The sequence below is a fragment of the Tomitella biformata AHU 1821 genome (genome assembly GCF_000524475.1).
Lineage (GTDB): Bacteria > Actinomycetota > Actinomycetes > Mycobacteriales > Mycobacteriaceae > Tomitella > Tomitella biformata.
In genome coordinates this window covers 1-24,072 of sequence record NZ_BAVQ01000083.1, presented here as the reverse complement: position 1 = coordinate 24,072, position 24,072 = coordinate 1, and the positions used below count along the sequence as shown (strand labels likewise).

Below are 24,072 nucleotides of genomic sequence, written 5' to 3'. Positions count from 1 at the left end.
CGGTGCCCACCAAGAACATCGAGGACCAGCTCGCCGAGCTGCAGTCCGAGACGGGCGAACAGCACGTCGCGGTGACCTTCACCCTCAACGAGGTCACGCAGACGGTGGTGCTGCCCTCGCGCACCCTCGTCTCCGACGCCATCCGCCACCACCTGCGCAAGACCGGCACCCATGTCGGCTGCGAGCACGGGGTGTGCGGCGCGTGCACCGTGCTGCTCGACGGCAAGCCCATCCGCTCCTGCCTGATGCTCGCTGCCAGCCTGGAGGGCCGCTCGGTCACCACAGTCGAGGGCCTCGTTGAGCCGGACGGCACCCTGCACCCGGTCCAGCAGGCCTTCAAGGACTGCCACGGCCTCCAATGTGGTTTCTGCACACCAGGTTTCGTCACCACGATCGCCGCGTTCATCAAGGAGAACCCCAACCCCACCCGCGCGGAGGCCACCGAGGCCATCGCCGGCAACCTGTGCCGGTGCACCGGCTACCAGAACATCAAGGCGTCCGTGCTGCGCGCCGCGGAGATCACCCGCGAGCGGGCCGGCGAGTCCCCCCTCGGCCAGGACGACGAGTCCAGCCGGGCCTCCCTCGACGCGAAGGTCCGCGGCACCACCAACCCCGTCGGCGGCCGGGGGTCCAAGCTGTGAGCACCCAGCAGACAGACACCCCCACCACCACCGCGTCCGAGCCCCTATTCGGCAAGCCCATCCCCCGCTCCGAGGACAACCGGCTGCTCAGCGGCAAGGGCAAGTACCTCGACGACCTCGGGCACGGCGCGCTGATCGGAGCCTTCGTGCGCTCCCCCTACGGCCACGCGCGCATCGTCGACATCGACATCGACGCGGCCCTAGAGCTCCCGGGCGTGCACGCCGTGTACACCTATGAGGACATCGCCGCGGACTCCGAGGAGCTCGCCGAGTGCCTCCCGCTGCTCATCCCGCACCCGGCGATCATCGCCCCGCGCAACGGCTATCCCCTGGCCAAGGACGAGGTCAACCACGTGGGTGAGGCCATCGTGATGGTGGTGGCCACCAGTCGCTACATCGCGGAGGACGCCTGCGCGCTGATCAATGTCACCTATGACCAGCTGCTCCCCGTCGTCGGCATCGAGACCGCCCGACGCGCGGAGCGCGCCGTGCACGCCGACGTCCCGGACAACGTGGCGGCGCACCTGCACCACGGCTTCGGGGACATCGACGCCGAGCTCGCCAAGGCCCCGCACACCCTCACCTTGGAGCTGGACATCGAGCGCTCCGCGTCCATGCCCATGGAGGGCAAGGGCGTCTTCGCCCGCTGGGACGACGACGAGGACGCGCTGACGTTCTGGACGTCCACGCAGACGTCCACCTCGGCCCGCGCCGCGATCGCCGCCCGGCTCGGGATGGCACTGAACAAGGTGCACTGCATCGCGCCCGACGTCGGCGGCGGGTTCGGCGCCAAGATCATGCACCCGTGGCCCGAGGAGGTCATGGTCACGTGGGCCGCGCGCAAGCTCGGCCGGGCCGGCATCTCCTGCGAGGTCAAGTGGACCGAGGACCGCCGCGAGCACTTCATCTCCAGCGCCCACGAGCGCGGGCAGCTGCAGGAGGTCACCGTCGGCTTCGACGACGACGGCCGCCTGCTCGCCTTCGACTTCACGTTCTGGCACGACAACGGCGCGTACCTGCCGTACGGGATCATCTGCATGATCAACACCGCCACCCAGGTGCTGGGCCCGTACAAGCCGGTCTCGTTCCGGGTCAACGCGTACTCGCTGTACACCAACACGGTGATCGTCACCCCGTACCGCGGCGCCGGTCGGCCCCAGGCCGTGTTCGCGATGGAGCGCTCCATGGACGCCATCGCCAAGCACCTCGGCAAGGACGTGCTGACGGTCCGCGAGCACAACTTCATCAGGCCCGACGAGTTCCCCTACGATTTCCACCTGACCTTCCAAGACGGCCGCCCCCTGATCTACGACTCCGGCAGCTACCAGGCCGGGCTGGACAAGCTGAAGAAGCTCATCGACTGGGATGGGTTCCCCGAGTACAAGAGGCAGGCCGCCGAGGAGGGCCGCACCGTCGGCATCGGGGTCGGCGCATACGTCGAGGGCACCGGCCCCGGCCCCTACGAGGGCGCACATGTGCTGATCGAGACGTCCGGCAAGATCAAGGGCGCCACCGGCCTGACCACCCAGGGCCAGGGGCACCAGACCTCATTCGCGCAGATCATCGCCGACGACCTCGGCGTGCCGATGTCCGATATCGAGATCGTCACCGGCGACACCCGCCGATTCGGCTACGCCGTCGGCACCTTCGCGTCCCGCGGGGCCGTGATGTCCGGCTCCGCGTTCCACGTGGCGGCGCAGATGGTGGCGGAGAAGGCCAAGAAGATCACCGGCGAGACCCTCGACCTCGACCCGGCCGAGCTCGAGCTGCGCGGCGGCCACGTCTGCAAGATCGGCACCGTCCCCGGCGCCGACGGCACCTCGCTCTCGCTGGCCACCGTCGCGGTGCTGTCCAACCCCCTGCGCTACGCGTTCGACAAGGAGTCCAGGGCCGCAACAGGATTCGCGAAGCCCGTCACCGACATGTCTATTCCGCCGATCCGCGACGGGGAGGCACCCGGCCTCGAGGCCACCGGCTACTACTCGCCGCCGCGCTCGACGTTCGCCTCCGGCATCCACGCCGCGATCGTTGAGACCGACCCGGTCACCGCGGAGATCCATGTGGAGCGCTACGCCGTGATCCACGACTGCGGCAACGTGATCAACCCCCGGATCGTGGAGGGGCAGATCCACGGCGGCGTCGCACAGGGCATCGGCGGCGCGCTGTATGAGCGGATCGTCTACGACGAGCACGGGCAGATGCTCAACGCATCGTTCATGGATTTCCTGATGCCCTTCGTCACCGAGGTCCCCGAAGAGATCGAGATCGACCACACCGTCACCCCGTCCACGCTCAACCCCCTGGGCATGAAGGGCGCCGGCGAGGCGGGCGTCATCCCGACATCCGCCGCCATCGCCGCCGCGATCGAGGACGCCGAGGGCTTCCCCATCTTGCGCATGCCCATTTCCCCGTCCGAACTATATGAACTCCGGCTGGCCCACGCCGCCGACACCGAGGAGAAGCAATGAGAATCGCAGGCACCGCGCAGCTGACCGCGCCGCCCGAGGTCGTCTACGACAACCTGCAGGACGGCCGAGTCCTCGCCGCCACCATCCCGGGCGTGCAGTCCCTGGAGCAGGTCACCGACAACCACTACAAGCTCTCGGTCATCGCCGGAGTCGCCGCCATCAAGGGCACCTACGACGGCGAGGTGAAGCTCTCCCAGCAGAACCGGCCGGAGTCCTTCGTGATGACGGCCTCCGGATCGGGCGCGCCGGGCACGGTCACCGCCGATGTCACCGTGCGGCTGGAGGCCCACGAGGGCGGCACCCTGCTGACCTACGACGCGGACGCAGTGGTCGGCGGCATGGTCGGCGGCGTCGGCCAGCGGATGATCACCGGCGTCGCCAAGAAGATGGCGGGCGTGTTCTTCAAGGAGCTCGGCAAGGTCATCGACCACGGCATCCCCGAGGCCCCGGCGGCGCTCGCGGCCGTGGCCGAGTCCATTGCCGCAGATGTCGAGGCCGCAGTCGCCGGCCTGGCGACCCCCGCCCCCGCAACAGCCGCCGCAGCTCCCGCCTCGCAGCAGTCGCTGCTGGTGGCCGCGGCCGTCGGCGCCGGCATCGCCCTCTCCGGGGTGCTCGTTGGCGGGCTCCTCAGCTGGCGGCGCTGCCCGCGATAGCCTGCCTCCCGTAGCCACCACGGCCGTCGTCCCCTTTCGGGGCGGCGGCCGTTGGCATGTCGGGGAGGTGGCCACGCGGCGCCGAAAGAAGCTGGGTGCACACTGCACCCATGAGGGTTATAGTGGAGCCATGTCAAAAGTTGTGCAGATCCGGGATGTGCCCGCGGACGTGCACGCCGCCCTGACCGCCGCCGCCGCCGAACAGGGGCTATCGCTAACCCGGTACGTGCTGCGCGAGCTTGAGGGGATCGCCACCCGCGCGCAGGTCGTCGCCGATAACGCCGCCGCCATCCGCCGCACCCAGGACGCGGTGCACGGACATGTCGACCGGGCCACCATCCTCGCTGCGCTCGACGAGGGCCGGAAGTGAAGGTCCCGCGTGAAAGTCGTTGACGCAGGCGTCCTCGTCGAGCTCCTCGTCGGCGACCTCGACCCCGACGCGCTCGGGCACGAACCACTCGCTGCCCCGCACCTCATCGACAGCGAAGTGACGCACGTGCTGCGCAACCTCGCTCGCCGCGGCGCCCTGACCGACGCCCAGTCGGCCGCCGCGTTCGACGGATTCCTGGCGCTCACCCTCACACGCTTCCCTGCGCAGCAGCTGCGGCCGCGCATGTGGGCACTGCGCCACAACCTGTCCGCCTACGACGCCACCTACGTGGCACTCGCGGAAGCGATCGACGCCACCGCGCTGCTCACCACCGACGCGCGCCTCGCCCACGCACCCGGGCTGCAATGCCCGATCCAGCTTCTCTAACGGGTCCGCACGCCAACTCAGGCGCCGATTGCCTTTCGGCGCCACCTGCCAGGCCTCCGCTCCCCCACAACTCGGGTGCATGAAAACCCATGCCCGAGTTTGGCGATATGTGACGACGATTACCTCCGCGGGAACGAGTGGAATGAATTCACACGGCCGGTTCGGGCCGGCTATCCAAGGAGGAACTTATGGAGTCCAGAAAGATTCGGGTCGGCATCGACACCGGCGGGACGTTCACTGACGTGGTGGCGGTGGACGAAGAGTCCGGCGAGATGGTCACCACCAAGACGCCGTCGACGCCCGCCGACCCCGCCGAGGGTTTCCTGGCCGGCATCGACAAGGTCCTCAAGCAGATGGGCGTCAATGGCGAGGCCCTGACGGCCGTCAGCCACGGCACCACCGTCGCGACCAACAAGCTCCTCGAGGGCAAGGTCGGCAACCTCGGCTTCATCGCCACCGAGGGCTACGGGCACGTGCTCGAGATCGCCCGCCAGTCCGTGCCGGACGGCTACGGCAACTCGTACTTCTGGGTCAAGCCGGACCGCATCGTCTCCGCTGACAAGGTCCGCACCGTCGGCGGCCGCCTTGACTACCAGGGCAACGAGATCCGCCCCCTCGTCGAGGAGGACGCTCGCGCGGCGGCCCGGTTCTTCCGCGACAACGGGATCCACACGCTCGGCATCTGCCTGATGCACTCCTACGCGAACCCGCTCCATGAGCGCCGCGTCCGCGAGATCATCCTCGAGGAGTTCCCCGAGGCCACCATCAGCATCTCGAGCGAGGTGCTCCGCGAGTACCGCGAGTACGAGCGCTCGATCACCACGCTCGTCGACGCGTCGGTCAAGCCGAACATCCGCGACTACGTCACCAACATCTCCACCGGCCTGCGCCAGTTCTCGGCCACCGCCGACGGCGCCACCCGCGAGATCCCGTTCTACCTGATGAAGTCCAACGGCGGTGTCCTCTCCGCCAAAGAGGTTGTGCACCAGCCGATCACGACGGTCCTGTCCGGGCCGGCGGCAGGCGCGCTGGGCGCGGCCATGGTCGCCAGCGTGGCGGGCGTGGAGCATGTCCTGACCTGCGACGGCGGCGGCACCTCCACCGACGTCACCGTGGTGGTCCAGGGTGACCCCGCGCTGACCACCGAGGGCCGGGTGGGCAACTACCCCTCGAAGATCCCGATGATCGACGTCGTCACCGTCGGCGCCGGCGGCGGCTCCATCGCCTGGATGACGCCCGAGGGCACGCTGCGCGTCGGCCCCCAGTCTGCAGGCGCCGATCCCGGCCCAATGTGCTACGGCAACGGCGGCAACGACGCCACCATCACCGACGCTCACGTGCTGCTCGGCCGCATCCCCCCGCACCTGCTCGGCGGCGAGATCCCCCTCGACACCGAGCTGGCCCGCAAGGGCGTCACCGAGCTCGCGCACACGCTGGGCCTGGAAATGGAAGCCTGCGCCACCGGCATCCTGGAGGTCTCGGCCTGGAACCAGGCCAACGCGCTGCGCCAGATCTCCGTCCAACGCGGCCTCGACGTCCGCGACTTCACCCTGGTCACCTTCGGCGGCTCCGGCTCGCTGCTCGCCTGCCGGCTGATCGACATCCTCAACCTCAAGGGCGTGCTCGTCCCGGCCAACCCCGGCAACGTCTCGGCGTTCGGGCTGCTGACCGTGGACGTGCGCAACGACTACGTGCAGACCAACGTCACCCGCCACGAGCGGCTGCGCTGCGAGGACCTGCAGGCGGAGATGGACTCGCTCGCGGGCGAGGCCGAGACCGCCCTGGTCGAGGAGGGCTTCGGCCCCGACGAGCGGCGCTACCAGCGCACGGCGGACCTGCGCTACCTCGGGCAGGCCTTCGAGGTGCGGGTGCCCGTCGGGGAGGGCCCCGTCACCCAGCAGATCATCGACGACACTGCGGAGGCCTTCCACGTGGCGCACCGCGAGCTCTACGGCTATGACTTCCGCGGCGACCCCACCCAGTACGTCGAGTGGGTCAACCTGCGGGTCAGCGGCATCGGCCCGATCAAGCGCCCGGAGATCCCGCAGGTCCCCAAGGGCCGCGGCGCGGAGCACGCGCGCACAGGCACCCGCCAGGGCTACTTCGACGGCTGGCTCGAGACGGCTGTCTACGACCGCGCGCTGATGGGCTCGGACGACATCCTCGCCGGCCCCGCCGTGATCGAGGAGTTCAGCTCCACAGTGCCGGTGCACCCCGGGTTCACCGCACACATGGACACCTACGGGAACATCCGCATCAGCAAGGACCTCATCGCCACGAACGGAGCGCAGTCATGACCGTGACCACAGATCTGGTGAACGGCAAGCCCTACCGCCTCACCCCGGTCGACGCCGAGACGCCGGACCCGGTCCTCGTCGAGATCGTCGCCGGCTACCTCGCCAGCGTCGAGATGGAGGTCGAGACCCACATCGCGCGCACCTCCCGCTCCCCCATGATCCGCGACGCGCACGACTTCCGCGCCGGCATCTATGACCGCAACATGCGCAAGCTCACCGGCCGCTCCTACTCGGCGCTGGTCCAGCCCGTGGTCCGCGACTTCCCGATCGAGACGATGAAGCCCGGCGACGTCTACTTCCACAACGACGTGTACCTCTCCGAAGGCGGCATCGGCCACCTGCCCGACCTGTGCGTGACCGTCCCCGTCTTCGCGACGCTGCCCGGGGCCGACGAGCCCTCGGTCGTGGCGTTCGTGCAGGCCTTCGGCCACCACGACGACATCGGCGGCTGCTGCCCGGGCTCGATGCCCTCGGGCGCCACCACCGTCTTCGAGGAGGGCCTGATGGTCCCCCCGATCAAGCTGTGGGACCAGGGCGTGCCCAACGAGGCCGCGCTGCGCATCATGACCCGCAATTCCCGGATGCCCGACGCGCTGGCGGCCGACCTGGACGCCGAGTGCTCGGCGTGCCTGATGGGCGCGCGCCGGCTCACGGAGCTGTTCGAGCGCTACGGCGTGGAGACCATCGAGGCCTGCTTCGACGCCTCCATGGACGCCTGCACCGAGACCTACCGGCGCGAGATCTTGTCCAAGATCCCCGTCGGCTCCTACACCTGGGAGGACTACGCCGAGCACGACGGCGTCGACGAGCCGCAGCTCCACGTGCAGCGGATCACCATGACCAAGACCGCGCCGGAGGACGAGGGCGGCGAGCGGCTGATCCTCGACTTCACCGGCACCGGCCCCCAGGCCAAGGGCCCGATCAACCACTGCGGCGACTACTCGGACGGCAACTTCCTGGCGAAGTGGCTCGCGCCGGTGCTCCGCAGCCTCGCGGACACCCCGGAGCGGATGGCCGAGCTGGACGTCAACGAGGGCATCATCCCCCTCATCGAGATGAAGTTCCCGGAGCCGGGCACGCTGATCACCCCGATCTTCCCGGCCCCGACGAACGCCCGCACCTTCGTGATCCTGCGCCTGCTCGGCGTGCTCACCGGCGCCATCGCCAAGGCCGTCGACGGCAACATGCCCGCCGACCAGGAGACCATCCGCTACACCGGCGTCTACGGCGAGGACTTCGAGGGCCAGTCCTACCTCATGCGCGAGGTGCTCGGCGGCGGCTCCGGCGGTCGGTACTACGCCGACGGGGAGGACACCATCCACGTGGTGCCGGACTCGCGGAACCTGCCCACCGAGTTCACCGAGAGCCGCTTCCCGTTCATCGTCGAGAAGCTGGGCCTGGCGAAGGACTCCGGCGGCGCGGGGCGCTACCGCGGCGGCCTCGGCTACGAGAAGCACATCCGGATGCTCAAGGACGCGCACTTCATGTCCATCGCGGACCGCTCCATCCTCGCCTGCTGGGGCGTCAAGGGCGGCAAGGCCGGCCAGCCGTTCTCCGTGGTGCTCAACCCGGGCGAGCCCAACGAGCGGGTCTTCGACGCGCTCACCGACGCCGAGCCGATCAAGGCGGGCGAGACCTTCCGGATCCGCACCACCGGCGGCGGCGGCTGGGGCGACCCCCTCGACCGGCCGATCGCCGAGGTGGTTCGGGATGTGCTGTGGCACAAGGTCTCCCGTGAGGGCGCACGCAACGACTACGGCGTGATCCTGCTCGACGGTGACCATCCTGTCGCCGACGAGGACGCCAGCGACTCGCTGCGCGCTGCGATGCGCAATGAGCGCGACGGCAGCGAGCCGTTCTTCGACCGCGGCCCCGGCTTCGAGCGCCTCTCCGGCGGCGCCAAGCACGCTGTGTACGACTTCATCGACGCGTGAGCACGCACCGATGACGAGCATCACCACCCGCGGCGCCGACATCGCAGTCGTCGGCGCCGCGGGCAAGACCGGCCGGGCTGTGGTTGCCGCATTGGCAGCTGCTACACCCGTGCCGGTCCGCAGGCTTTCTCGCAGCAGCGAGCACCCCATCGACCTCGAGACCGGCGCCGGGCTCGACGCGGCGCTAACTGGTTGCCGCGCGGTGTATTTCATCGCGCCCAACGTGCATCCGGACGAGCCGGCGCTGCTGCGCCGGGTCCTCGAGGCGGCGGCGGACGCGGGCGTGGAGCACGTCGTCTACCACTCGGTGGCGTGGCCCTACAGCCCCGCCATGCCGCACCACCTGGACAAGGCCCGCTGCGAGGATCTGCTTCGCGAGTTCGCGGCGGCGCGCGGGCTGCGGTGGACGGTGCTCCAGCCCTGCGCCTACGCGGAGAACTTCGAGGCCGCGCTCACCGGCGAGGCGGGCAGCGTGACCGTGCCCTACAGCCCGGACACCCGCTTCCGCTTCGTCAGCCTCGAGGATGTCGCGCAGATCGCCGCCCGGGTACTCATCGAGGGCATCTACGTCCACCACGGCGCGACGTACGAGCTCGGCGGGCCGGCGGCGCTGAGCGTGCGCCAGCTCGTGCGGCTGGTCGAGGACACCACCGGCCGGGCGGTGCCGATTGTCCGGATCGACCCGGCGCAGTGGGCCACCGCGCAGTCCCCGACCATGCCCGACGACGCCGTGCGCAGGCTGGTCGCGATGTTCGAGTATTACAACCAGCGGGACTTCCTCGCCGGCTCCGCGGTGACCGCCGCGCTGCTGGGCCGCCCGCCCACCCCCGTGTCCGCGTTGATCCGCGACTGAGACTGAACCTATGGCCGGGTGGTGGCCGTCACGTAGGGTCTGCCCATGGAAGGTATTGCCGAGAATGAGCGTCCTGATGGGCAAGAGTTGACCACGCCGACCAGCTATCCGCTGGCGGTCCGGGAGCTGCTCGCCCTGCCCAGCCTGGCCGGGTCCAAGCTGATCGCCGGCGACGGCGGCCTCGAGCGCGTCGTGCGCCGGGTCAACGTGATCGAGGTCCCGGACATCCTGCCGTGGGTGCAGGCGAACGAGCTGCTGCTCACCACCGGATTCCCGCTGCGCCACGGCGAGTCCGGGCAGCCGTTCGACGCGGACGCGCTGGTCGCGCTCGTCGAGGGCCTCGACGAGCGCGGCGCCGCGGCGCTCGGAGTGAAGGAGGGCCGCTACCTCGACGACCTGCCGGCCGCAATGCTGGACGCGGCGGACCGGCTCGGCTTCCCGCTGTTCCGCATGCCGCGCGAGACCGGGTTCAACGAGGTGCTCACCGAGGTGTTCACCCACCTGGTGGACCGCCAGGCCGGGGCCCTCGACGTGGCCGACCGCATGCACCGCGCGCTGACCGCCATCGTCCTCGAGGGCGGCGACCTCCCGCAGATCGCGGAGGAGGTGGCCACGGTGTTCGAGGCCGCGGTCCTGGTCTGCTCCCCCGACGGCCGCGTCCAGGCGAGGTCCGGGCCCGAGGCCGACCTTCGGACGCTGGACCAGTCCTCGATCTTCGACGCCTCCGGGCGGCTGCGCACCGAGCGCCTCCGGCACGGGCTGCAGGCCGCGCCGGACGACGTGCCCGGCCAGATCGCCGTCGCGCAGGTCGCCGCGGGCGAGGTCGACTACGGTCTGATCGTCGCGTACGCCAGCGACCTCGGCCCCGTCACCGTGCAGTCCCTCGAGCGGGCCGCGACGGTCGTCGCCCTCGCCGTGACCAAGCAGCGCGCGGTCGCCGCCGTCGAGTCCAAGTTCCGCGGGGACTTTCTCCGGGATGTCCTCAACGGCACCGCCGGCACCCCCGAGCAGGTCCTCACCCACTGCGTCCACCTCGAGTGGGACATGAGCCAGCCCATGGCGGTCGTGGTGGCCCAACTGGACCCGGCCCCGGAGGCCCCCGACCCCGCGACCGAGCCGGTCGCGGCCCGGATGGCCCAGGAGCGGTTCAGCTCCGCGTGGGAGCAGGTGGCGCGCCGGCGGCACCGGACCGCCCCGGTCGTCGGCTTCACCCACGAGGTGGTGCTACTGCTGCCCGTCGCGCTCGACCCCACAGCCCCGGAGCAGATCAGCCCGCAGCACGTCGCCGCCGCGGTGGCCGAGCTGCAGGACGCGGTCGCGGGCGACCGGGGCGGGGGCCGGCACTCGTTCAGCACCGGCGTGAGCCGCATCGTCGAGTCCGTGGCCGAGCTCCCCCAGGCCTATGACCAGGCGCGACGGGCCGTGCAGGTGGGGCGGCGGATGTCCGGCAACGGCACCGTCGCGCACTTCGACGGCCTGGGCGTGCACCGGCTGCTCTCGCTCATCCCCGAGGGCAGCGAGCTGCAGGCCTTCGCGGGCGAGGTGCTCGGCGCGATGGCCGCGGACACCGAGGAGTCGGTGGACCTGCGCCAGACCCTGCAGCAACTGCTGGACACCAACTGCAACGTCGCCGAGACCGCTCGCGCCCTGCACTTTCACTACAACACCCTGCGGTACCGGATCGCCAAGCTGGAGACCATCGTCGGGCCGTTCACCACGGACCCGGTGCTGCGCCTCGACGTGGCCCTGGCGCTGCGGGTGATGGAGATGCGGGGTTTGTAGACGCGGGGGTAGAAGGGCCCGGGCAGGCCATGCCCACCCATCCCCGAGGGCCGACCACGCGTTGGCTCGATACCAGCCATGTCCTCCTTTTAGGGGACAGACAACATGGGGTGAATGCTAAATAATGGCTGTAGCACTGCCTCCCAACACCAGGCGCCAGATGCGGCCCACACGGCGAAATGGAAGTCCATAGCCGCCCCGGGCCCCATTCCCCTGACGCCTCGAGTGCCGCTTGACAGCGCATATATCACCATTCTTAATGCGCGTTGAGCAACCTTGAGGGGAGACGTCATGGGTGTAAATCATCTGACGCCATATTCTGCTTCGAGCGAAGAAAGAGCGGCGGTCACCGCAAGTCTCAAGTCCGCACTGGGGCCCTGGGTTGAGGTTCCCAGCTACGACATCTTCTCCCGAAAGTCGTCCCACAATAAGCTCGACGCGGTCTATCGCACCGTGACGCGGGAGACCAACTCCAGCCAAACGGAGGCCGCCGACGCTTACCGCGCTAGCCAGGTATTCATCGACAAGATATTCGATATGTATGAGTCGCGCAATTCAGAGGTCCTGGGTCGCAAGGTGGATCGCGCATTCGTCGTCCCCATGCGGTCCGATCGACGAGACGAGTCTTACGCGAGCGAGTCCACCCCGTTCGTCCCACTGCTCGACCCAGTGCGGTTTGGCGTCGACTCAGAGATTCGCATGCGCACCCTTTACGGGTTTCCGCCCTTGGTTCTCGACACATACCTCAGAAGTGAAATCCCCGGCCAGAGTGGCGCGCTCGTGCTGGCTCCGATGTACGTGGACATGACCGCTGACCTGCGCCCCGACCGAGGCAACAAGGAGCAGAATCAACGCCTCATCGGGGCGGCCGCCCATATCCTCAACGAGACAGTCACGTTCGCAACAAACAGGCTGGGGGCCAACCTGATCGGGCTAGGAGCAATCCTGCCCAAGCTGACAAACTTCGGGCGAGCCATCAGCGACCTCCACGGAACGACCACGCTGACCACCACCACCGGCCACGGCGGGACGGTCTGGATGATATCGGAAATAGTCAAGAAACTCTGCCACGAATCCTTCGTAGAGAACAACGGGAGGGTCGGAATCATCGGGGCCGCCGGCTCAATAGGATCCTCCACCCTGGACGTATTACTGGCATCCTCCGACAATTATCACGTGCACGCGTTTGATACCCGAAACGAAGCCCTATCCAGAATGGCCGAGACCCATCCCTTCACTAAATTTATCACCGTCGAGGGATCCGCCTTTTCCGTGCTGACCAACACCTCGATTGTGGTCGCTGCCACCACCACCCGAATCGATCTCGATGACATAGATCAATACTGCGAACTGGACCTGCGGGGGACCGTGATCGTCGACGACAGTCAGCCCGGATGCTTTGACAAGGCCCAAGTCGAGCGTCGCGGCGGGAAACTCGTCTGGGTGGTGGGATCGGACGGCAGCGATAGTCAATTTTTGACACGCGACGGGTTCCACACCAACGGGGAACCGTATAACTACGGAGACAATTCCGGCCTCTGGGGTCCGGGTTCCGAGTTCCCATGCGGGCAGGAGGTCGGCGTCATCGCGAGCACATTCCGATACGAGAAATCGATCAACTCGCAGGTCACGCCACAGAAAGTGCACGATATCGGAAATCTACTCGTTGAGTGCGGCGTGGAAGTGGCCCCATTCCAATCATTTGGACAGCCGGTTGCCGTCTAGTTTGGAGACATAGTCATGGAGAAGAAACCGCCCTGGCGCTGGCGCGTCATCGAGCTTCGGATCCTAAGTCCGTTGTGGTTCACGCTCTACCTTGCAGGCGGCATTCCCGGCGTCGGCGCAGTTCTCAAGAGGGTGTTCGGCGATCGCCGCGGCTAGTTGACGCCCACCCACACGTTCTGGATATTCCACCGCGATATTGCGAACCTACAGCCCTCAGTCTTGGCAGATTCTGAACTCATCATGGACACCGCGTCATCGTAGTTCTGACCTGCGATACCTGGGCGACTATCTCTACGCGAGACATCTCGCAGGCTGCGGCGACGCTCGTACAGGAGTAGTACAGTGGGCGTCGATGCAGGGACAGGCTCCCTGTTAATACATGAAAGCCCCGAAGGCCACTGGCCCAAGGGGCTTTCTCATATCGAGCCGTGGCAGCCCTGCTTGGTGTCTCCCCTCAGACGGTGTCGGCCATGGTCTCCGAGCGCCGACTGGTCAGGCTCAAGGGCGGGCGCGAGTGGAGACTGCCGAGACCGCCCGCGCCCTGCACTTTCACTACAACACCGTGCGGTACCGGATCACCAAGCTGGAGACCATCGTCGGGCCGTTCACCACGGGCCCGGTGCTGCGTCTCGACGTGGCCCTGGCGCTGCGGGTGATGGAGATGCGGGGTTTGTAGGTGCGGGGGCATCGTGGGCCGGGCTCCGCACCATCGACAGCACGCTAGTTTACAAGTAGTTTTAATGTATGTCGGTAAATGAGGTGACATTCTCGCAGCTGCAACTGCAGGGCAAGGCGACGGTCGAGCGGCTGCGGCGCTCGCCAGCCCAGGCGCTCCTGGTGCGACGGCGTGATGCGGAGGACCTGGTGTTGACCACGGCGGCGCGCGCCGAGCTCGAGCGCACTGCTGCGTCGGTGACTACGCGGATGCTCGTGGCATTGATGCAGCGCGACCCGCAGTCGCGGGAGCTGGCCACCGATGTGCTGCCCGAGGTGTTCCCGTGGGTGTCGTTCCTCTCTCGCGATGATATCCAGCAGTTCGTGGTCGAGCTGGTCGCGATGCTGCGGGCGGCGGAGTCGATCGACAATCCTGCCCCGGTGGTCCAGGTGATCGAAGCGTGGCGGCACACGGCCGAAGCGATGGCCGACCCCGAGTTGGCGGCGATCCTCGCGGCCGACACCTATGAAGACCACGGAGTCGTTCCCGCACCGGACACTGTGTGAGCCCGAAACGCGGCGACCGGGTGGCCCCACCCGCCAACCCAGCTGAAGGATGGGAACTGCGCTTCGCCACCACCGACGCGGTCAAGGGCTGGGAGGCGCTGTGCCAGCAGGCTCCGGCGAACACCCTCACAGCCTGGACCGAGATGCGCTCACGCCCGGAGAACCCCGGACCGACCCCTCGGCACCACCAGCTCAAAGGCTCCCTTGCCACTGCCGCGCACGGCGGGACGGCGATGGAGCAGTGGCAGTACGAAGTAACCGCAAGTGGGCGAATCTGGTATCTCGTCGACACCGCCCGGCGCACCCTGTGGATCAAGGCCGCCGGCACCGGGCACCCCAAGACAACCGACTGACCCAACCATGGGCTGAAGGGCCGTGCGTTCATCCGCCACTGGCGATGTTGCGAACCCGTGAGCCAAGTCTCGGCAGATTCTGCCAAGGACTTCCGGGCCTCGGGTCAGTTGACTCAAGAGCTATGACGACTCCTCAGAACCGGCCCGAGACCTGGGCCCGCTCCGCCCCCGCCGAGTCCGTCGGCCCGCTGTCCGACTGCCTCGTCATCGACCTCTCCCGCGCCCTCGCCGGCCCGCACGCCGCGATGATGCTCGGCGACCTCGGCGCCCGCGTGATCAAGGTGGAGGCCCCCGGCTCGGGAGATGACACCCGCAGCTGGGGTCCCCCGTTCGTCGCCGACGCGGACGGCGAGCGCCACTCGACGTACTTCCTGTCCTGCAACCGCAACAAGGAGTCCATCGCGCTGGACCTCAAGGCCGCGGACGGCAAGGACACGCTGACCCAGCTGGTGCGCCAGGCCGACGTGTTGGTGGAGAACTTCCGCCCTGGCGTCCTGGACCGCCTCGGCTTCGACGTCGAGCGCCTCCACGAGCTGAACCCGCGCCTGGTGGTGTTGTCCATCACCGGCTTCGGCCACGACGGCCCGGAGGGCGCCCGCCCCGGCTACGACCAGATCGCCCAGGGCGAGGCCGGCCTGATGTCGCTGACCGGCCCCAGCAAAGAGGAGCCGACGCGGGTCGGCGTGCCGATCGGCGACCTGCTCGCCGGCATGAACGGCGCGTACGGCGTCGTCGCCGCCCTGCATGAGCGCAATGCCACCGGCCGCGGCCGCGTCGTGCGCACCAGCCTGCTCGCCGCCATCGTCGGGGTGCACGCCTTCCAGGGCACCCGCTACACCGTGGCCGGCGAGGTCCCCGTCCCCACCGGTGGGCACCACCCGTCGATCTGCCCGTACGGGTTGTTCCGCTCCTCTGAGGGCCCGGTGCAGATCGCCGTCGGCAGCGAGGGCCTGTGGCAGCGCTTCGCCCCCGCCTTCGGCCTGGACCGCCCCGAGTGGGCCACCAACCCGCAGCGGGTGGCCGACCGCGACGCGGTCAACGCCGCCGTCGACGCCGCGTTCGCACCGTTCGAGAGCGCGCCGCTGCTCGCCAAGCTCACCGAGCTCGGCATCCCCGCCGGCCGCGTGCGCGACCTCGGCGAGGTCTACGAGTGGGACCAGACGAAGTCGCAGGGCCTGCTCATCGACGTCGAGCACGCCGCGCTCGGCAAGGTCACGCTGCCCGGCCCGGCGCTGCGCTTCGACGCCGACGAGGCCGGCCCCGCCACCCGCACGACGCACGCCGCGCCGCCCACCCTCGACCAGCACGGCGACTCGATCCGCCACTGGCTCAACGAGACCTCCGCCCAGCCGCTACGAGTGGTCCAGTGAGCCGCGTGGGCGCGCTAGCGCTCGCCGCCCTGGTCTTCGACGAGGGCAGCTTCACGCGCTGGGACAGCGAGCCGCGCCCGCCCATCGGCGTCCACGGCCCGCCCGCGCAGAGCTACCTCGACGAGCTCGCCGAGGCACGCGAGCGCACCGGGCTCGACGAGTCCGTCATCACCGGCGAAGCCACCCTCGACGGCCGGCGCGTCGCAGTGGTGTTGTGCGAGTTCGGCTTCCTCGCCGGCTCCATCGGCGTCGCCGCCGCTGAGCGCCTGGTCCAGGCCATCAACCGGGCCACCGCCGAGGGCCTGCCGCTGCTGGCCGCTCCCACCTCCGGCGGCACGCGGATGCAGGAGGGCACCGTCGCGTTCCTGCAGATGGTGAAGATCTCCACCGCCGTCGCCCAGCACAAGGCGGCGGGGTTGGCGTACGTCGTCTACCTGCGCCACCCCACCACCGGCGGGGCGTTCGCCTCGTGGGGCTCGCTGGGCCACGTGACCGCCGCGGAGCCGAAGGCGCTCGTCGGGTTCCTCGGGCCGCGTGTGTTCAAGGCGATCTACGGGGAGGATTTCCCCCGGGATGTGCAGACCTCCGAGAACCTCGCCGACCACGGCCTCGTCGACGCCGTCGTCCCACACTCGGAGCTGCGCCGCGTCGCCATCGACACCCTCGCCGTGCTGTGCGCCCCGCGGGACGCGCCGCCGCCCGTGCCGAACGTGCCCCTGGAGAAACTGGCGGATGTGACCGCGTGGGAGTCCATCACCCGCTCGCGCCGACCCGACCGGCCCGGCGTGCGCCAGCTCGTGCGCGTCGCCGCGAACACCGTCACCCCGCTGCAGGGCACCGGGGCCGGCGAGCGCGAGCCCGGGCTATTCCTGGCCCTCGCGAAGTTCGGCGCGGCATCCTGCGTGCTGCTCGGCCAGGACCGCACCACCGCCAGCCAGCCGCTGGGCCCCGCCGCGCTGCGCGAGGCCCGCCGCGGCATGCGCCTGGCCGCGGACCTACGGCTACCGCTGGTCACCGTGATCGACACTGCGGGAGCGGCTTTGAGCAAGGAGGCCGAGGAGGGCGGGCTCGCCGGGGAGATCGCGCGCTGCCTCGTCGACCTGACCACGCTGACCGCGCCGACGATCTGCCTGCTGCTCGGCGAGGGCGCCGGCGGCGGGGCGCTCGCGCTCCTGCCCGCGGACCGGGTCCTGTGCGCGCAGCACGCATGGCTCTCGCCGCTGCCGCCCGAGGGCGCGTCGGCGATCCGCTTCCACACCACCGAGCGCGCCGCCGAGATGGCGGAGCAGCAGGGCGTGCGCAGCGTCGACCTGCTGCGCAACGGCCTGGTCGACAGGATCGTGGCCGAGTGGCCCGACGCCGCCGACGAGCCCGACGCGTTCCTGGCCCGCCTGGGCCGGGTGCTCGAACACGAGCTGGCGGCGTTGCTCGCCCGCTCCCCCGAGGAGCTGTTGGCACTGCGCCTGCGCCGCTACCGCGAGATGGGCGCGTGAACCTGCCCAAGATCTAGGCCAGGTTGGGCAATCCTTGCCGATGCCCGTGCCCTTCCCCCACCGATAACGTGATGTGTGTCATCAGGTCACTCCCTGGTCGCCCCCTCACACTTGACCGCCCCGCACTTGACCGCCGAACATCAAGGAGATTCCCATGCCCGAGGCAATTGAAGTCCAAAAGGTCCCGCTCCACAACGTGTCCGACGCTAGCGAGCTGGACAAGCTCATCAGCAACGGTGTGATCGAGGCGGACCGCGTGATCGCCGTCATCGGCAAGACCGAGGGCAACGGCGGCGTCAACGACTACACCCGCATCATCGCCGACCGCGCCTTCCGCGAGGTCCTCACCGCCCGCGGCACCCGCAGCGCGTACGACGTCGGCCAGGTCCCCATCGTCTGGTCCGGCGGCACCGACGGCGTCATCAGCCCCCACGCGACGATCTTCGCGACCGTCCCCGCGGACAAGGTCGTCAAGACCGACGAGCCGCGCCTGACCGTCGGCGTCGCGATGAGCCAGCAGCTGCTGCCCGAGGACATCGGCCGCGTCGCGATGATCACCAAGGTCGCCGACGCCGTGCGCGACGCGATGGCCAACGCCGGCATCACCGACCCCGCGGACGTGCACTACGTGCAGACCAAGACACCGCTGCTGACCATCCACACCATCCGCGACGCGAAGAAGCGCGGCAAGACCGTGTGGACCGAGCAGACGCACGAGTCGATGGACCTGTCCAACGGCGGCACCGCCCTCGGCATCGCCGTGGCGCTCGGCGAGATCGAGATGCCCACCGACGAGGACGTGATGAACAACCGCGAGCTGTTCTCCGCCGTCGCCTCCTGCTCCTCGGGCGTGGAGCTCGACCGCGCGCAGATCGTCGTCGTCGGCAACGCCCGCGGCGTCGGCGGCCGCTACCGCATCGGCCACTCCGTCATGACGGACGCCCTCGACCAGGACGGCATCTGGAACGCGATCCGCGACGCCGGCCTCGAGCTGCCCGAGCGCCCCCGCACCAGCGACCTCGACGGCAAGCTCGTCAACGTCTTCCTCAAGTGCGAGGCCAGCCAGGACGGCACCGTCCGCGGGCGCCGCAACGCCATGCTCGACGACTCCGACGTGCACTGGCACCGCCAGATCAAGGCGGCCGTCGGCGGCGTCGCCGCGTCCGTCACCGGCGACCCGGCCGTGTTCGTCTCCGTCTCCGCCGCGCACCAGGGCCCCGAGGGCGGCGGCCCCGTCGCCGCAATTGTGGACATGGGCGCGTAAGACTCAGCTGACCAGGTAGGGCCGCACGGGATCTCCCGTGCGGCCCTTCTCGTCGTCCCTGGCCTGCTGGCGATGCCAATGTCAGACCCCTGATACACAATCGCCGACAGTTGACGCCGACGCGCGAGCGAGCACGCCGGCCAGGTCGCAACAGGGGTGGGAATTGACGAATGACGATGGGCTATACGAGCTGGTTCTGGAGGACTACCTGCACATGGGTGCCAGCATCCGAGGCTGCACGGCCGCGTTGCCGCACGTAGACACGGACAACGTCTCGGCACTCGCGCGGATGTTGGTCGACGCCGAGGACGATATGGCGGCCTTCACCGCCGGGCCGATGTTCGTGTGGCTCGTGGGCCAGGCGATCGAGCGACGGGACTCCCGCTTCGACTGCGGTCCGCACATGGGCACCTACGCGGCGAACCGCTGGCTGCCCGTGCTCTTCGACATCGAGGACACGCCCTTCGAGGCGCTGCACCCGGTCCACGACTCCCTGGCATTGACCATCGCCGTGGCGGAATTGTCCGGGCATACCGAGCACGGCACCGAGGGCGGCATCGTGGCCATCCGGTGTCGGGTGGCCGCCGCCATCGAGGCCCGGTACGGCGTTGTTGCCGCCGAGGACTACGACGTCGACCGCGTTGTCGACCGCATGCTCGCATACGACGAGCCGCAACTGGACGACTGGAACTTCGGCACGTTCTGGCTGGTGGTGGAGGACAGCCGGCGGACTGATCGTTCCCCTAGTGCGTGGGAGGACGAAATATACGAGCTTATGGTCGGTGAACTCCTCTGCCTGCAGGATCGCTACGCCGAGAATCCCGAAGACCACGGGAAGGAGTACTACGACTTCCTCCACAGCCCCATGTTCGCCTGGCTCTGGGGAGAGCTCGCCGAGCGCGACGATGACCGGACCGACTGGGAATCGCTGCAGTTCGACTGCGACGAGAACCGCTGGACCCCAGTGCTGGATGCCTTCGGCGGATATTCCCTCGACGTCAGCCCCGGCGAGCTCTGCGACGCCGAGAGCTACCTGGCGGCCGCGGCAGAGCTGAGCATTCACGGGTCCAGCGTGCAGAATGCGCCAGACGGCGGGGATGGATCGGGCAACTGGCAGCAGTCCGTCCGCTGCTGCGTCGCGAACACGCTCGACCGACGCCATGGTCCGGGCACCGCCGAGCGGTTCGACCTCGACGCGATCATCGCGGCGATGATCGAGATCGATGCTGAGACCCCGGACGATTGGGACTTCGGCACCTTCTGGGTAGTGGTCAACAGCCAAGAATGACGCTCGCCCATCACGGGAACACCAGCCGCCTGGCGAGCCTCATGTCGCTCAGCCCAATGGTCCGCAGCGCGATCGGCGGGGCACCTCAACAAGGCCCCCTATCCACTCGCATTGCCTATGCGTAGGTCCCCACCAGCTGCCGCAGGTCCTCGGACTGGGCGTAGACGTAGTGCCGCTCGGTGACGTGAACCGACTCGATCTCCTCTGTCGTGATGACGCCCAGCTCGATCTCGATCGTCGAAGGACCGACCTCATATCGGCGGGGTCTAGGGACCCGCGGACGTATCGAAACTTCGAGGCTATGGCACGGGACCGGCGACCAGCTGCCGCGCATTGGAGACTTCCTTACGAATACAGGATGCCCCATTCAATGACAAGGCTTGGTCGAGTACTATTCATCATCACCCGAGATGCCTATGTCGCGACTGCGGGTTAATGTGCGTCCCGCAAATTGAGAATTACCCGAATCTCGCTGCTCGTCACTCGTTGTTGAAAGGAACCGCTATGGTCTTGCCACTGATCCCAGCCGCTGTCATCGCTGTTGGCGCTGCGGTAGGCGGAGGCGGCCTCGCTCTCGGAGGCAAGGGCGCCTACGACATCAAGAAAGCTTCTGGCAACATCAAAGAAGCTCGCGCAGAGTACGAAAAACATCGTATGAACACCGAGCAGAAGATCTCAGGTACCAACCAGACCATTGGGGATCTTGGGACACTCCAGCAGCGTGCGTACAAAGAAACCGTACTTCGTATGGCGGAATTCATGGTTCGCAATCAACGGAAGATCCGAGAGAGCGAACGGTTACTGGTCGACGGGGTCGACGCCAAGATGGCCCGCGTACCAGGCCTGACTGGGCTGAGTGTTGATGCGAAGTCCTGGGTGGGCGGAGCCGCCGCTTCAGCGGTATCAGCGATGGGAACCGGAGCTGCGGCAACGGCTGCTGTCACTAGCTTTGGTGCTGCTAGCACCGGCACAGCGATCGCTGGGCTGTCTGGAGCCGCGGCACAGAGTGCGACCATCGCGTGGCTTGGCGGCGGAGCCTTGGCCGCCGGCGGCGGCGGAATGGCGGTCGGTGCCGTGGTTCTCAATGTATTGATGATAGGACCGGCCCTGCTCGTCGGTGGCTTCGTCACAAAGGGCCAGGGAGTCAAGGCCATCACCCAGGCGAAGGAGTTCCAGGCGAAGATCGCAGTGGGAATAGCCGAGTTGGCTGCAACCGACGCCAAATTGGCAGCGGTTGACGATCGCGCCGAGGAGCTGAGCTCCCTGCTACAGAAGCTGACTGCCCGAGCAGTTAGCGCTCTCGACCTGCTTGAGTCTGAGCCATTCGAGCCCCAAGCTCACGCACCACGATTCCAACGGACGATGGTACTCGTCGTCGCCGTCCGAGATCTAGCTGCTACGCCGGTCATCGATGACTCTGGCGACCTCAGCGAGGAGAGCTCGAACCTGACAATCAAGTATCGCGCGATGACTGAAGAGGCTGAGGATGACTGAAAAAGGCAAGGTACACGTCGGCGAGGTTCTTGGACCGCTCAAGGGCCTCCCCTCTGCCCTCGATGGTTTCAACGCACTGAACCAGTTGGTGAATGCGGCTCGGGAGTGCATCACCGTGCATGCTGTCGAGAACTCAAAGCAAGCCCGGATCGCGGCCTACGAGACAACCGAAGTAACGCGTATCAAGGCTGCCGAGTCGATCCTGCGTAACTATTTCGGGCAGGTATTTGCCGAACGGCGGACCAACTTTGATGGGCTGTTCACCCGGCTCGACCAGGCACTCGAACAGGGTAACGCTGAAGTAGCCGGCGCTGTTCTGAAGAGCATTGTCGATGTCGCCCGCACTTCCCCACTTGGCGACCTCAACGACCTGAGCCAGATCCGCGCGGCACTCGACGACCCCGACCAGGTCTGGGACCTCTGACCGCGAGCTCGTGTTTCCAGCCGTGTTGACTGGAAAGCGGAGATCCGCAGAAAAAAGCTCTATCCTGGCCACTGATGGGCAATAGGAGAACCAACAGGAGTCGACCCGACCGGCGTCGAGAGCATTGCGCGACGCCGCCAGTTGTTCCGCTCAGATTGCGACAAACACCTTGTCCCGGTGCCAGTTCAGGCACGCGACATCCGGTCGCGCGGCGCGGTCCGGCAGGATCAGCCGGTCCCCCAGCGGCGGCCGGCCCAGCGCCAGACGCAACGGCCGCTCGTGTTCAAACTCGGCCTCCACGCCCGGCGCGTAATGCAGACCCAGGTCCTCGTCGACCGTGATCAGCCCAGTGTCAAAGGCGACGTCGTGGGTTGGACAGGCAGTGAATCCATTGCGGTGATCGAGACGCTCCTTGTTGTCGCTGTCCTTCCACGGCTTGATGTGGCTGGCGGTGAGCAACCTCGGCCGTTCTCGCCCGCCGATGCTGCCGCTCAGACCGCAAAACACGCAGCGCCGGCCGTGGTTGGTCAGCACGTCCTCGGCGAAACGGTGCTGGCCCACGCGGACAGCGCCGATGAGGAGACGCTCCGTCATCTCGGCCGGAATGTCCTTGCCCTTCGGGTGATCCCGCCACTTCTGCAGCGCCCCTTCCAATGAGAACTCGACATCGCTGAGGACAAGTTCCTCCTGCCCAGACAAGACCAGGGACTCGCCGCCTTCGAGGCCGAGAAAATCCGGCAGCACGATCTCATCGATGCCGTGCAGCCGGGCCGACCTCATGATTCGCAGATATACGTCCTGAAGCATCAGGCTGTCGGACAAGAGACGAGCCGCGACCTCGATATCCCGCATGCCTGCGTTGGGGAGTGAGCCGTCGAGGTTGGCCATTTTCGCAAAGAAGCTCCGACGCCGTCTCTGGAACAGGCTGTGGAACTCTGGGATTGGCCGCCCGGCGGTCTTGGCCCGATTCTCGCTTGAGAAGTCCCGGTGGTTAAGTACCAACGACGCACAAAGGCAGAGCACAATCTCGCACGGAACGAAGTCGACCTGGCGCTGGCCCGGCAAGACATTTCGGTCCAGCACCGACTTCCATTGCGTGGAAAGCATGGCCGGCGACGGGTCTACGAACTCCGCGATGTCAGGCTGGGCCACCACGCTCCTTCATGGATAGAGTCCTTTGCCCACGACGTGTCCGGTTGCCCGGCTCGAAATAACTCGATCGCAAAGCCACTGAACTCCGCACGTCCACTGAGCCCGAGGACTGCCGGGCCTCGTAGGCTCCGACCTGAGTTAGGACATTACCGGTCAGTAGATCGGCTGGCGATGTTGTGACCTGCGTGTTCGCGTCGTCGGTAGGGCGGAAAAGGATACTAAGGCGGTAGTATCCAGGCCGTGGTGATCGCCGGTAAAGACCCGAACAGGCTCCGGCGCGGTCGCCGTCCAAGCCGCGGAGAAACGCGACGGCAAACTCGAGATCATCAAGCATTTCGGATCCGCGCACACCGACGCCGAACTCGGCGTCCTCCTCGCGCAGGCCCACGCCTTCGTCGGCGGCGACCAGCCGATGCTCGACCTCGAGGTGCCCGAACTGATCCACCGCATCGACGACGTCGCGGACTGGCGAAACCCCGAACTGCTCCCACCGGCACCCCGGCCCGCCCCGGGGCTGGCGCCGCCGGGACGAATCAGCGCAACCAGCTCCCGCCTGATCTACGAGGTCCTCGGCTCCGTCTACGACCAGCTCGGCTTCAACATCGTCGGCGACGACGTGTTCCGGGACTTGGTCATCGCCCGGATCATCGAGCCCACCTCGAAGGCCGACACCCAGCGTGTCCTCGACGACCTGGGCGCAGAACCGGTGTCCTACAAGACAATCCAACGACATCTGGCGATGATCACCCCCAGCGGCTACCGCGACATCATCGCCGACAAATGCTTCGACCACGCCGCCGACACCGGCGGACTCAGCCTCATCCTTTACGACGTGACGACCTTATTATGCCGACGTCGGCATAATAAGGTTTATGCCGACGTTTCAGTTATGCCGATGCGTGG

20 protein-coding genes and 2 pseudogenes are annotated in these 24,072 nt (G+C 67.7%); 21 read left to right on the top strand and 1 reads right to left on the bottom strand.

Annotated features, from left to right (window positions below; translation table 11 throughout):
• Positions 1-2 precede the first annotated feature (2 nt).
• The 20 genes and pseudogenes from TBIF_RS20315 to TBIF_RS20210 all read left to right on the top strand — a co-directional run bounded on the left by TBIF_RS20315 (position 3) and on the right by TBIF_RS20210 (position 22,017).
• Complete coding sequence (locus TBIF_RS20315) at positions 3-641, top strand: (2Fe-2S)-binding protein (protein WP_024796576.1); 639 nt, start codon at positions 3-5, stop codon at positions 639-641.
• The gene (gene cutA, locus TBIF_RS20310; protein WP_024796575.1) at positions 638-3,109 is read left to right on the top strand and encodes an aerobic carbon-monoxide dehydrogenase large subunit; all 2,472 of its coding nucleotides are present in this window, start codon (positions 638-640) and stop codon (positions 3,107-3,109) included. Before TBIF_RS20315 ends, cutA begins: the two co-directional genes overlap by 4 nt.
• A complete protein-coding gene (locus TBIF_RS20305; protein ID WP_024796574.1) occupies positions 3,106-3,762 on the top strand; it encodes an SRPBCC family protein in 657 nt (218 codons plus the stop codon). Before cutA ends, TBIF_RS20305 begins: the two co-directional genes overlap by 4 nt.
• A 130-nt stretch (positions 3,763-3,892) precedes the next feature.
• Positions 3,893-4,132 (top strand): toxin-antitoxin system HicB family antitoxin, encoded by a 240-nt coding sequence (locus TBIF_RS20300; RefSeq protein WP_024796573.1) that lies wholly within the window; start codon positions 3,893-3,895, stop codon positions 4,130-4,132.
• Between the two features lie 9 nt (positions 4,133-4,141).
• Positions 4,142-4,519, top strand: coding sequence for a type II toxin-antitoxin system VapC family toxin (locus tag TBIF_RS20295; protein WP_024796572.1), 378 nt, complete (start codon positions 4,142-4,144; stop codon positions 4,517-4,519).
• Positions 4,520-4,707: 188 nt separating this feature from the next.
• Positions 4,708-6,816 carry a hydantoinase/oxoprolinase family protein gene (locus TBIF_RS20285; protein ID WP_024796571.1) on the top strand — a complete coding sequence of 703 codons (2,109 nt, stop codon included), beginning with the start codon at positions 4,708-4,710 and terminating at the stop codon, positions 6,814-6,816.
• The gene (locus TBIF_RS20280; protein ID WP_024796570.1) at positions 6,813-8,750 is read left to right on the top strand and encodes a hydantoinase B/oxoprolinase family protein; all 1,938 of its coding nucleotides are present in this window, start codon (positions 6,813-6,815) and stop codon (positions 8,748-8,750) included. The genes TBIF_RS20285 and TBIF_RS20280 overlap by 4 nt, the downstream gene beginning before the upstream one ends.
• A 10-nt stretch (positions 8,751-8,760) precedes the next feature.
• Positions 8,761-9,603: an NmrA family NAD(P)-binding protein gene (locus TBIF_RS20275; protein ID WP_024796569.1), complete on the top strand. Its 843-nt coding sequence runs from the start codon at positions 8,761-8,763 to the stop codon at positions 9,601-9,603.
• Positions 9,604-9,648: 45 nt separating this feature from the next.
• Entirely contained in the window at positions 9,649-11,385 is a 1,737-nt protein-coding gene (locus tag TBIF_RS20270; RefSeq protein ID WP_024796568.1) for a PucR family transcriptional regulator, read from the top strand.
• Positions 11,386-11,676: 291 nt separating this feature from the next.
• Positions 11,677-13,110, top strand: coding sequence for a hypothetical protein (locus TBIF_RS20265; RefSeq protein ID WP_024796567.1), 1,434 nt, complete (start codon positions 11,677-11,679; stop codon positions 13,108-13,110).
• Between the two features lie 15 nt (positions 13,111-13,125).
• Positions 13,126-13,266 (top strand): hypothetical protein, encoded by a 141-nt coding sequence (locus tag TBIF_RS25805; RefSeq protein ID WP_158506377.1) that lies wholly within the window; start codon positions 13,126-13,128, stop codon positions 13,264-13,266.
• Positions 13,267-13,624: 358 nt separating this feature from the next.
• A pseudogene (locus TBIF_RS25520) lies at positions 13,625-13,786 on the top strand (helix-turn-helix domain-containing protein); the annotation flags it as partial.
• 68 nt (positions 13,787-13,854) lie between these two features.
• Positions 13,855-14,331, top strand: a complete 477-nt coding sequence (locus tag TBIF_RS20250) for a hypothetical protein (protein ID WP_024796566.1) — start codon at positions 13,855-13,857, stop codon at positions 14,329-14,331.
• A complete protein-coding gene (locus TBIF_RS20245; RefSeq protein ID WP_024796565.1) occupies positions 14,328-14,684 on the top strand; it encodes a hypothetical protein in 357 nt (118 codons plus the stop codon). Before TBIF_RS20250 ends, TBIF_RS20245 begins: the two co-directional genes overlap by 4 nt.
• Positions 14,685-14,806: 122 nt before the next feature.
• Complete coding sequence (locus tag TBIF_RS20240; RefSeq protein WP_024796564.1) at positions 14,807-16,054, top strand: CaiB/BaiF CoA transferase family protein; 1,248 nt, start codon at positions 14,807-14,809, stop codon at positions 16,052-16,054.
• On the top strand, positions 16,051-17,547 hold the full coding sequence (locus TBIF_RS20235) for a carboxyl transferase domain-containing protein (RefSeq protein ID WP_024796563.1): 1,497 nt from the start codon (positions 16,051-16,053) through the stop codon (positions 17,545-17,547). The genes TBIF_RS20240 and TBIF_RS20235 overlap by 4 nt, the downstream gene beginning before the upstream one ends.
• Before the next feature lie 154 nt (positions 17,548-17,701).
• Positions 17,702-18,811 carry a barbiturase gene (bar, locus tag TBIF_RS20230; protein ID WP_024796562.1) on the top strand — a complete coding sequence of 370 codons (1,110 nt, stop codon included), beginning with the start codon at positions 17,702-17,704 and terminating at the stop codon, positions 18,809-18,811.
• A gap of 163 nt (positions 18,812-18,974) precedes the next feature.
• Positions 18,975-20,099, top strand: a complete 1,125-nt coding sequence (locus TBIF_RS20225; protein ID WP_024796561.1) for a hypothetical protein — start codon at positions 18,975-18,977, stop codon at positions 20,097-20,099.
• Positions 20,100-20,603: 504 nt separating this feature from the next.
• On the top strand, positions 20,604-21,593 hold the full coding sequence (locus TBIF_RS20215; RefSeq protein WP_024796559.1) for a hypothetical protein: 990 nt from the start codon (positions 20,604-20,606) through the stop codon (positions 21,591-21,593).
• Entirely contained in the window at positions 21,586-22,017 is a 432-nt protein-coding gene (locus tag TBIF_RS20210) for a hypothetical protein (protein ID WP_024796558.1), read from the top strand. The genes TBIF_RS20215 and TBIF_RS20210 overlap by 8 nt, the downstream gene beginning before the upstream one ends.
• A gap of 150 nt (positions 22,018-22,167) precedes the next feature.
• Here the strand turns inward: TBIF_RS20210 and TBIF_RS20205 are convergent, their stop codons facing one another.
• Positions 22,168-23,169, bottom strand: coding sequence for an HNH endonuclease (locus TBIF_RS20205; RefSeq protein ID WP_024796557.1), 1,002 nt, complete (start codon positions 23,167-23,169; stop codon positions 22,168-22,170).
• Positions 23,170-23,425: 256 nt separating this feature from the next.
• On the opposite strand from TBIF_RS20205, the pseudogene TBIF_RS24100 reads away from it, so the two are divergent.
• Positions 23,426-24,072: pseudogene (locus tag TBIF_RS24100) on the top strand (IS1634 family transposase); the annotation flags it as partial.

Bases quoted from the DNA above. Each gene is read 5' to 3' on its own strand.
- TBIF_RS20215 (WP_024796559.1), top strand. From the start codon at position 20,604: ATGGTCTTGCCACTGATCCCAGCCGCTGTCATCGCTGTTGGCGCTGCG.
- TBIF_RS20210 (WP_024796558.1), top strand. From the start codon at position 21,586: ATGACTGAAAAAGGCAAGGTACACGTCGGCGAGGTTCTTGGACCGCTC.
- TBIF_RS20265 (WP_024796567.1), top strand. From the start codon at position 11,677: ATGGGTGTAAATCATCTGACGCCATATTCTGCTTCGAGCGAAGAAAGA.
- TBIF_RS20280 (WP_024796570.1), top strand. From the start codon at position 6,813: ATGACCGTGACCACAGATCTGGTGAACGGCAAGCCCTACCGCCTCACC.
- TBIF_RS20300 (WP_024796573.1), top strand. From the start codon at position 3,893: ATGTCAAAAGTTGTGCAGATCCGGGATGTGCCCGCGGACGTGCACGCC.
- TBIF_RS20275 (WP_024796569.1), top strand. From the start codon at position 8,761: ATGACGAGCATCACCACCCGCGGCGCCGACATCGCAGTCGTCGGCGCC.
- TBIF_RS20305 (WP_024796574.1), top strand. From the start codon at position 3,106: ATGAGAATCGCAGGCACCGCGCAGCTGACCGCGCCGCCCGAGGTCGTC.
- bar (WP_024796562.1), top strand. From the start codon at position 17,702: ATGCCCGAGGCAATTGAAGTCCAAAAGGTCCCGCTCCACAACGTGTCC.
- TBIF_RS25805 (WP_158506377.1), top strand. From the start codon at position 13,126: ATGGAGAAGAAACCGCCCTGGCGCTGGCGCGTCATCGAGCTTCGGATC.
- TBIF_RS20250 (WP_024796566.1), top strand. From the start codon at position 13,855: ATGTCGGTAAATGAGGTGACATTCTCGCAGCTGCAACTGCAGGGCAAG.
- TBIF_RS20240 (WP_024796564.1), top strand. From the start codon at position 14,807: ATGACGACTCCTCAGAACCGGCCCGAGACCTGGGCCCGCTCCGCCCCC.
- TBIF_RS20285 (WP_024796571.1), top strand. From the start codon at position 4,708: ATGGAGTCCAGAAAGATTCGGGTCGGCATCGACACCGGCGGGACGTTC.
- TBIF_RS20270 (WP_024796568.1), top strand. From the start codon at position 9,649: ATGGAAGGTATTGCCGAGAATGAGCGTCCTGATGGGCAAGAGTTGACC.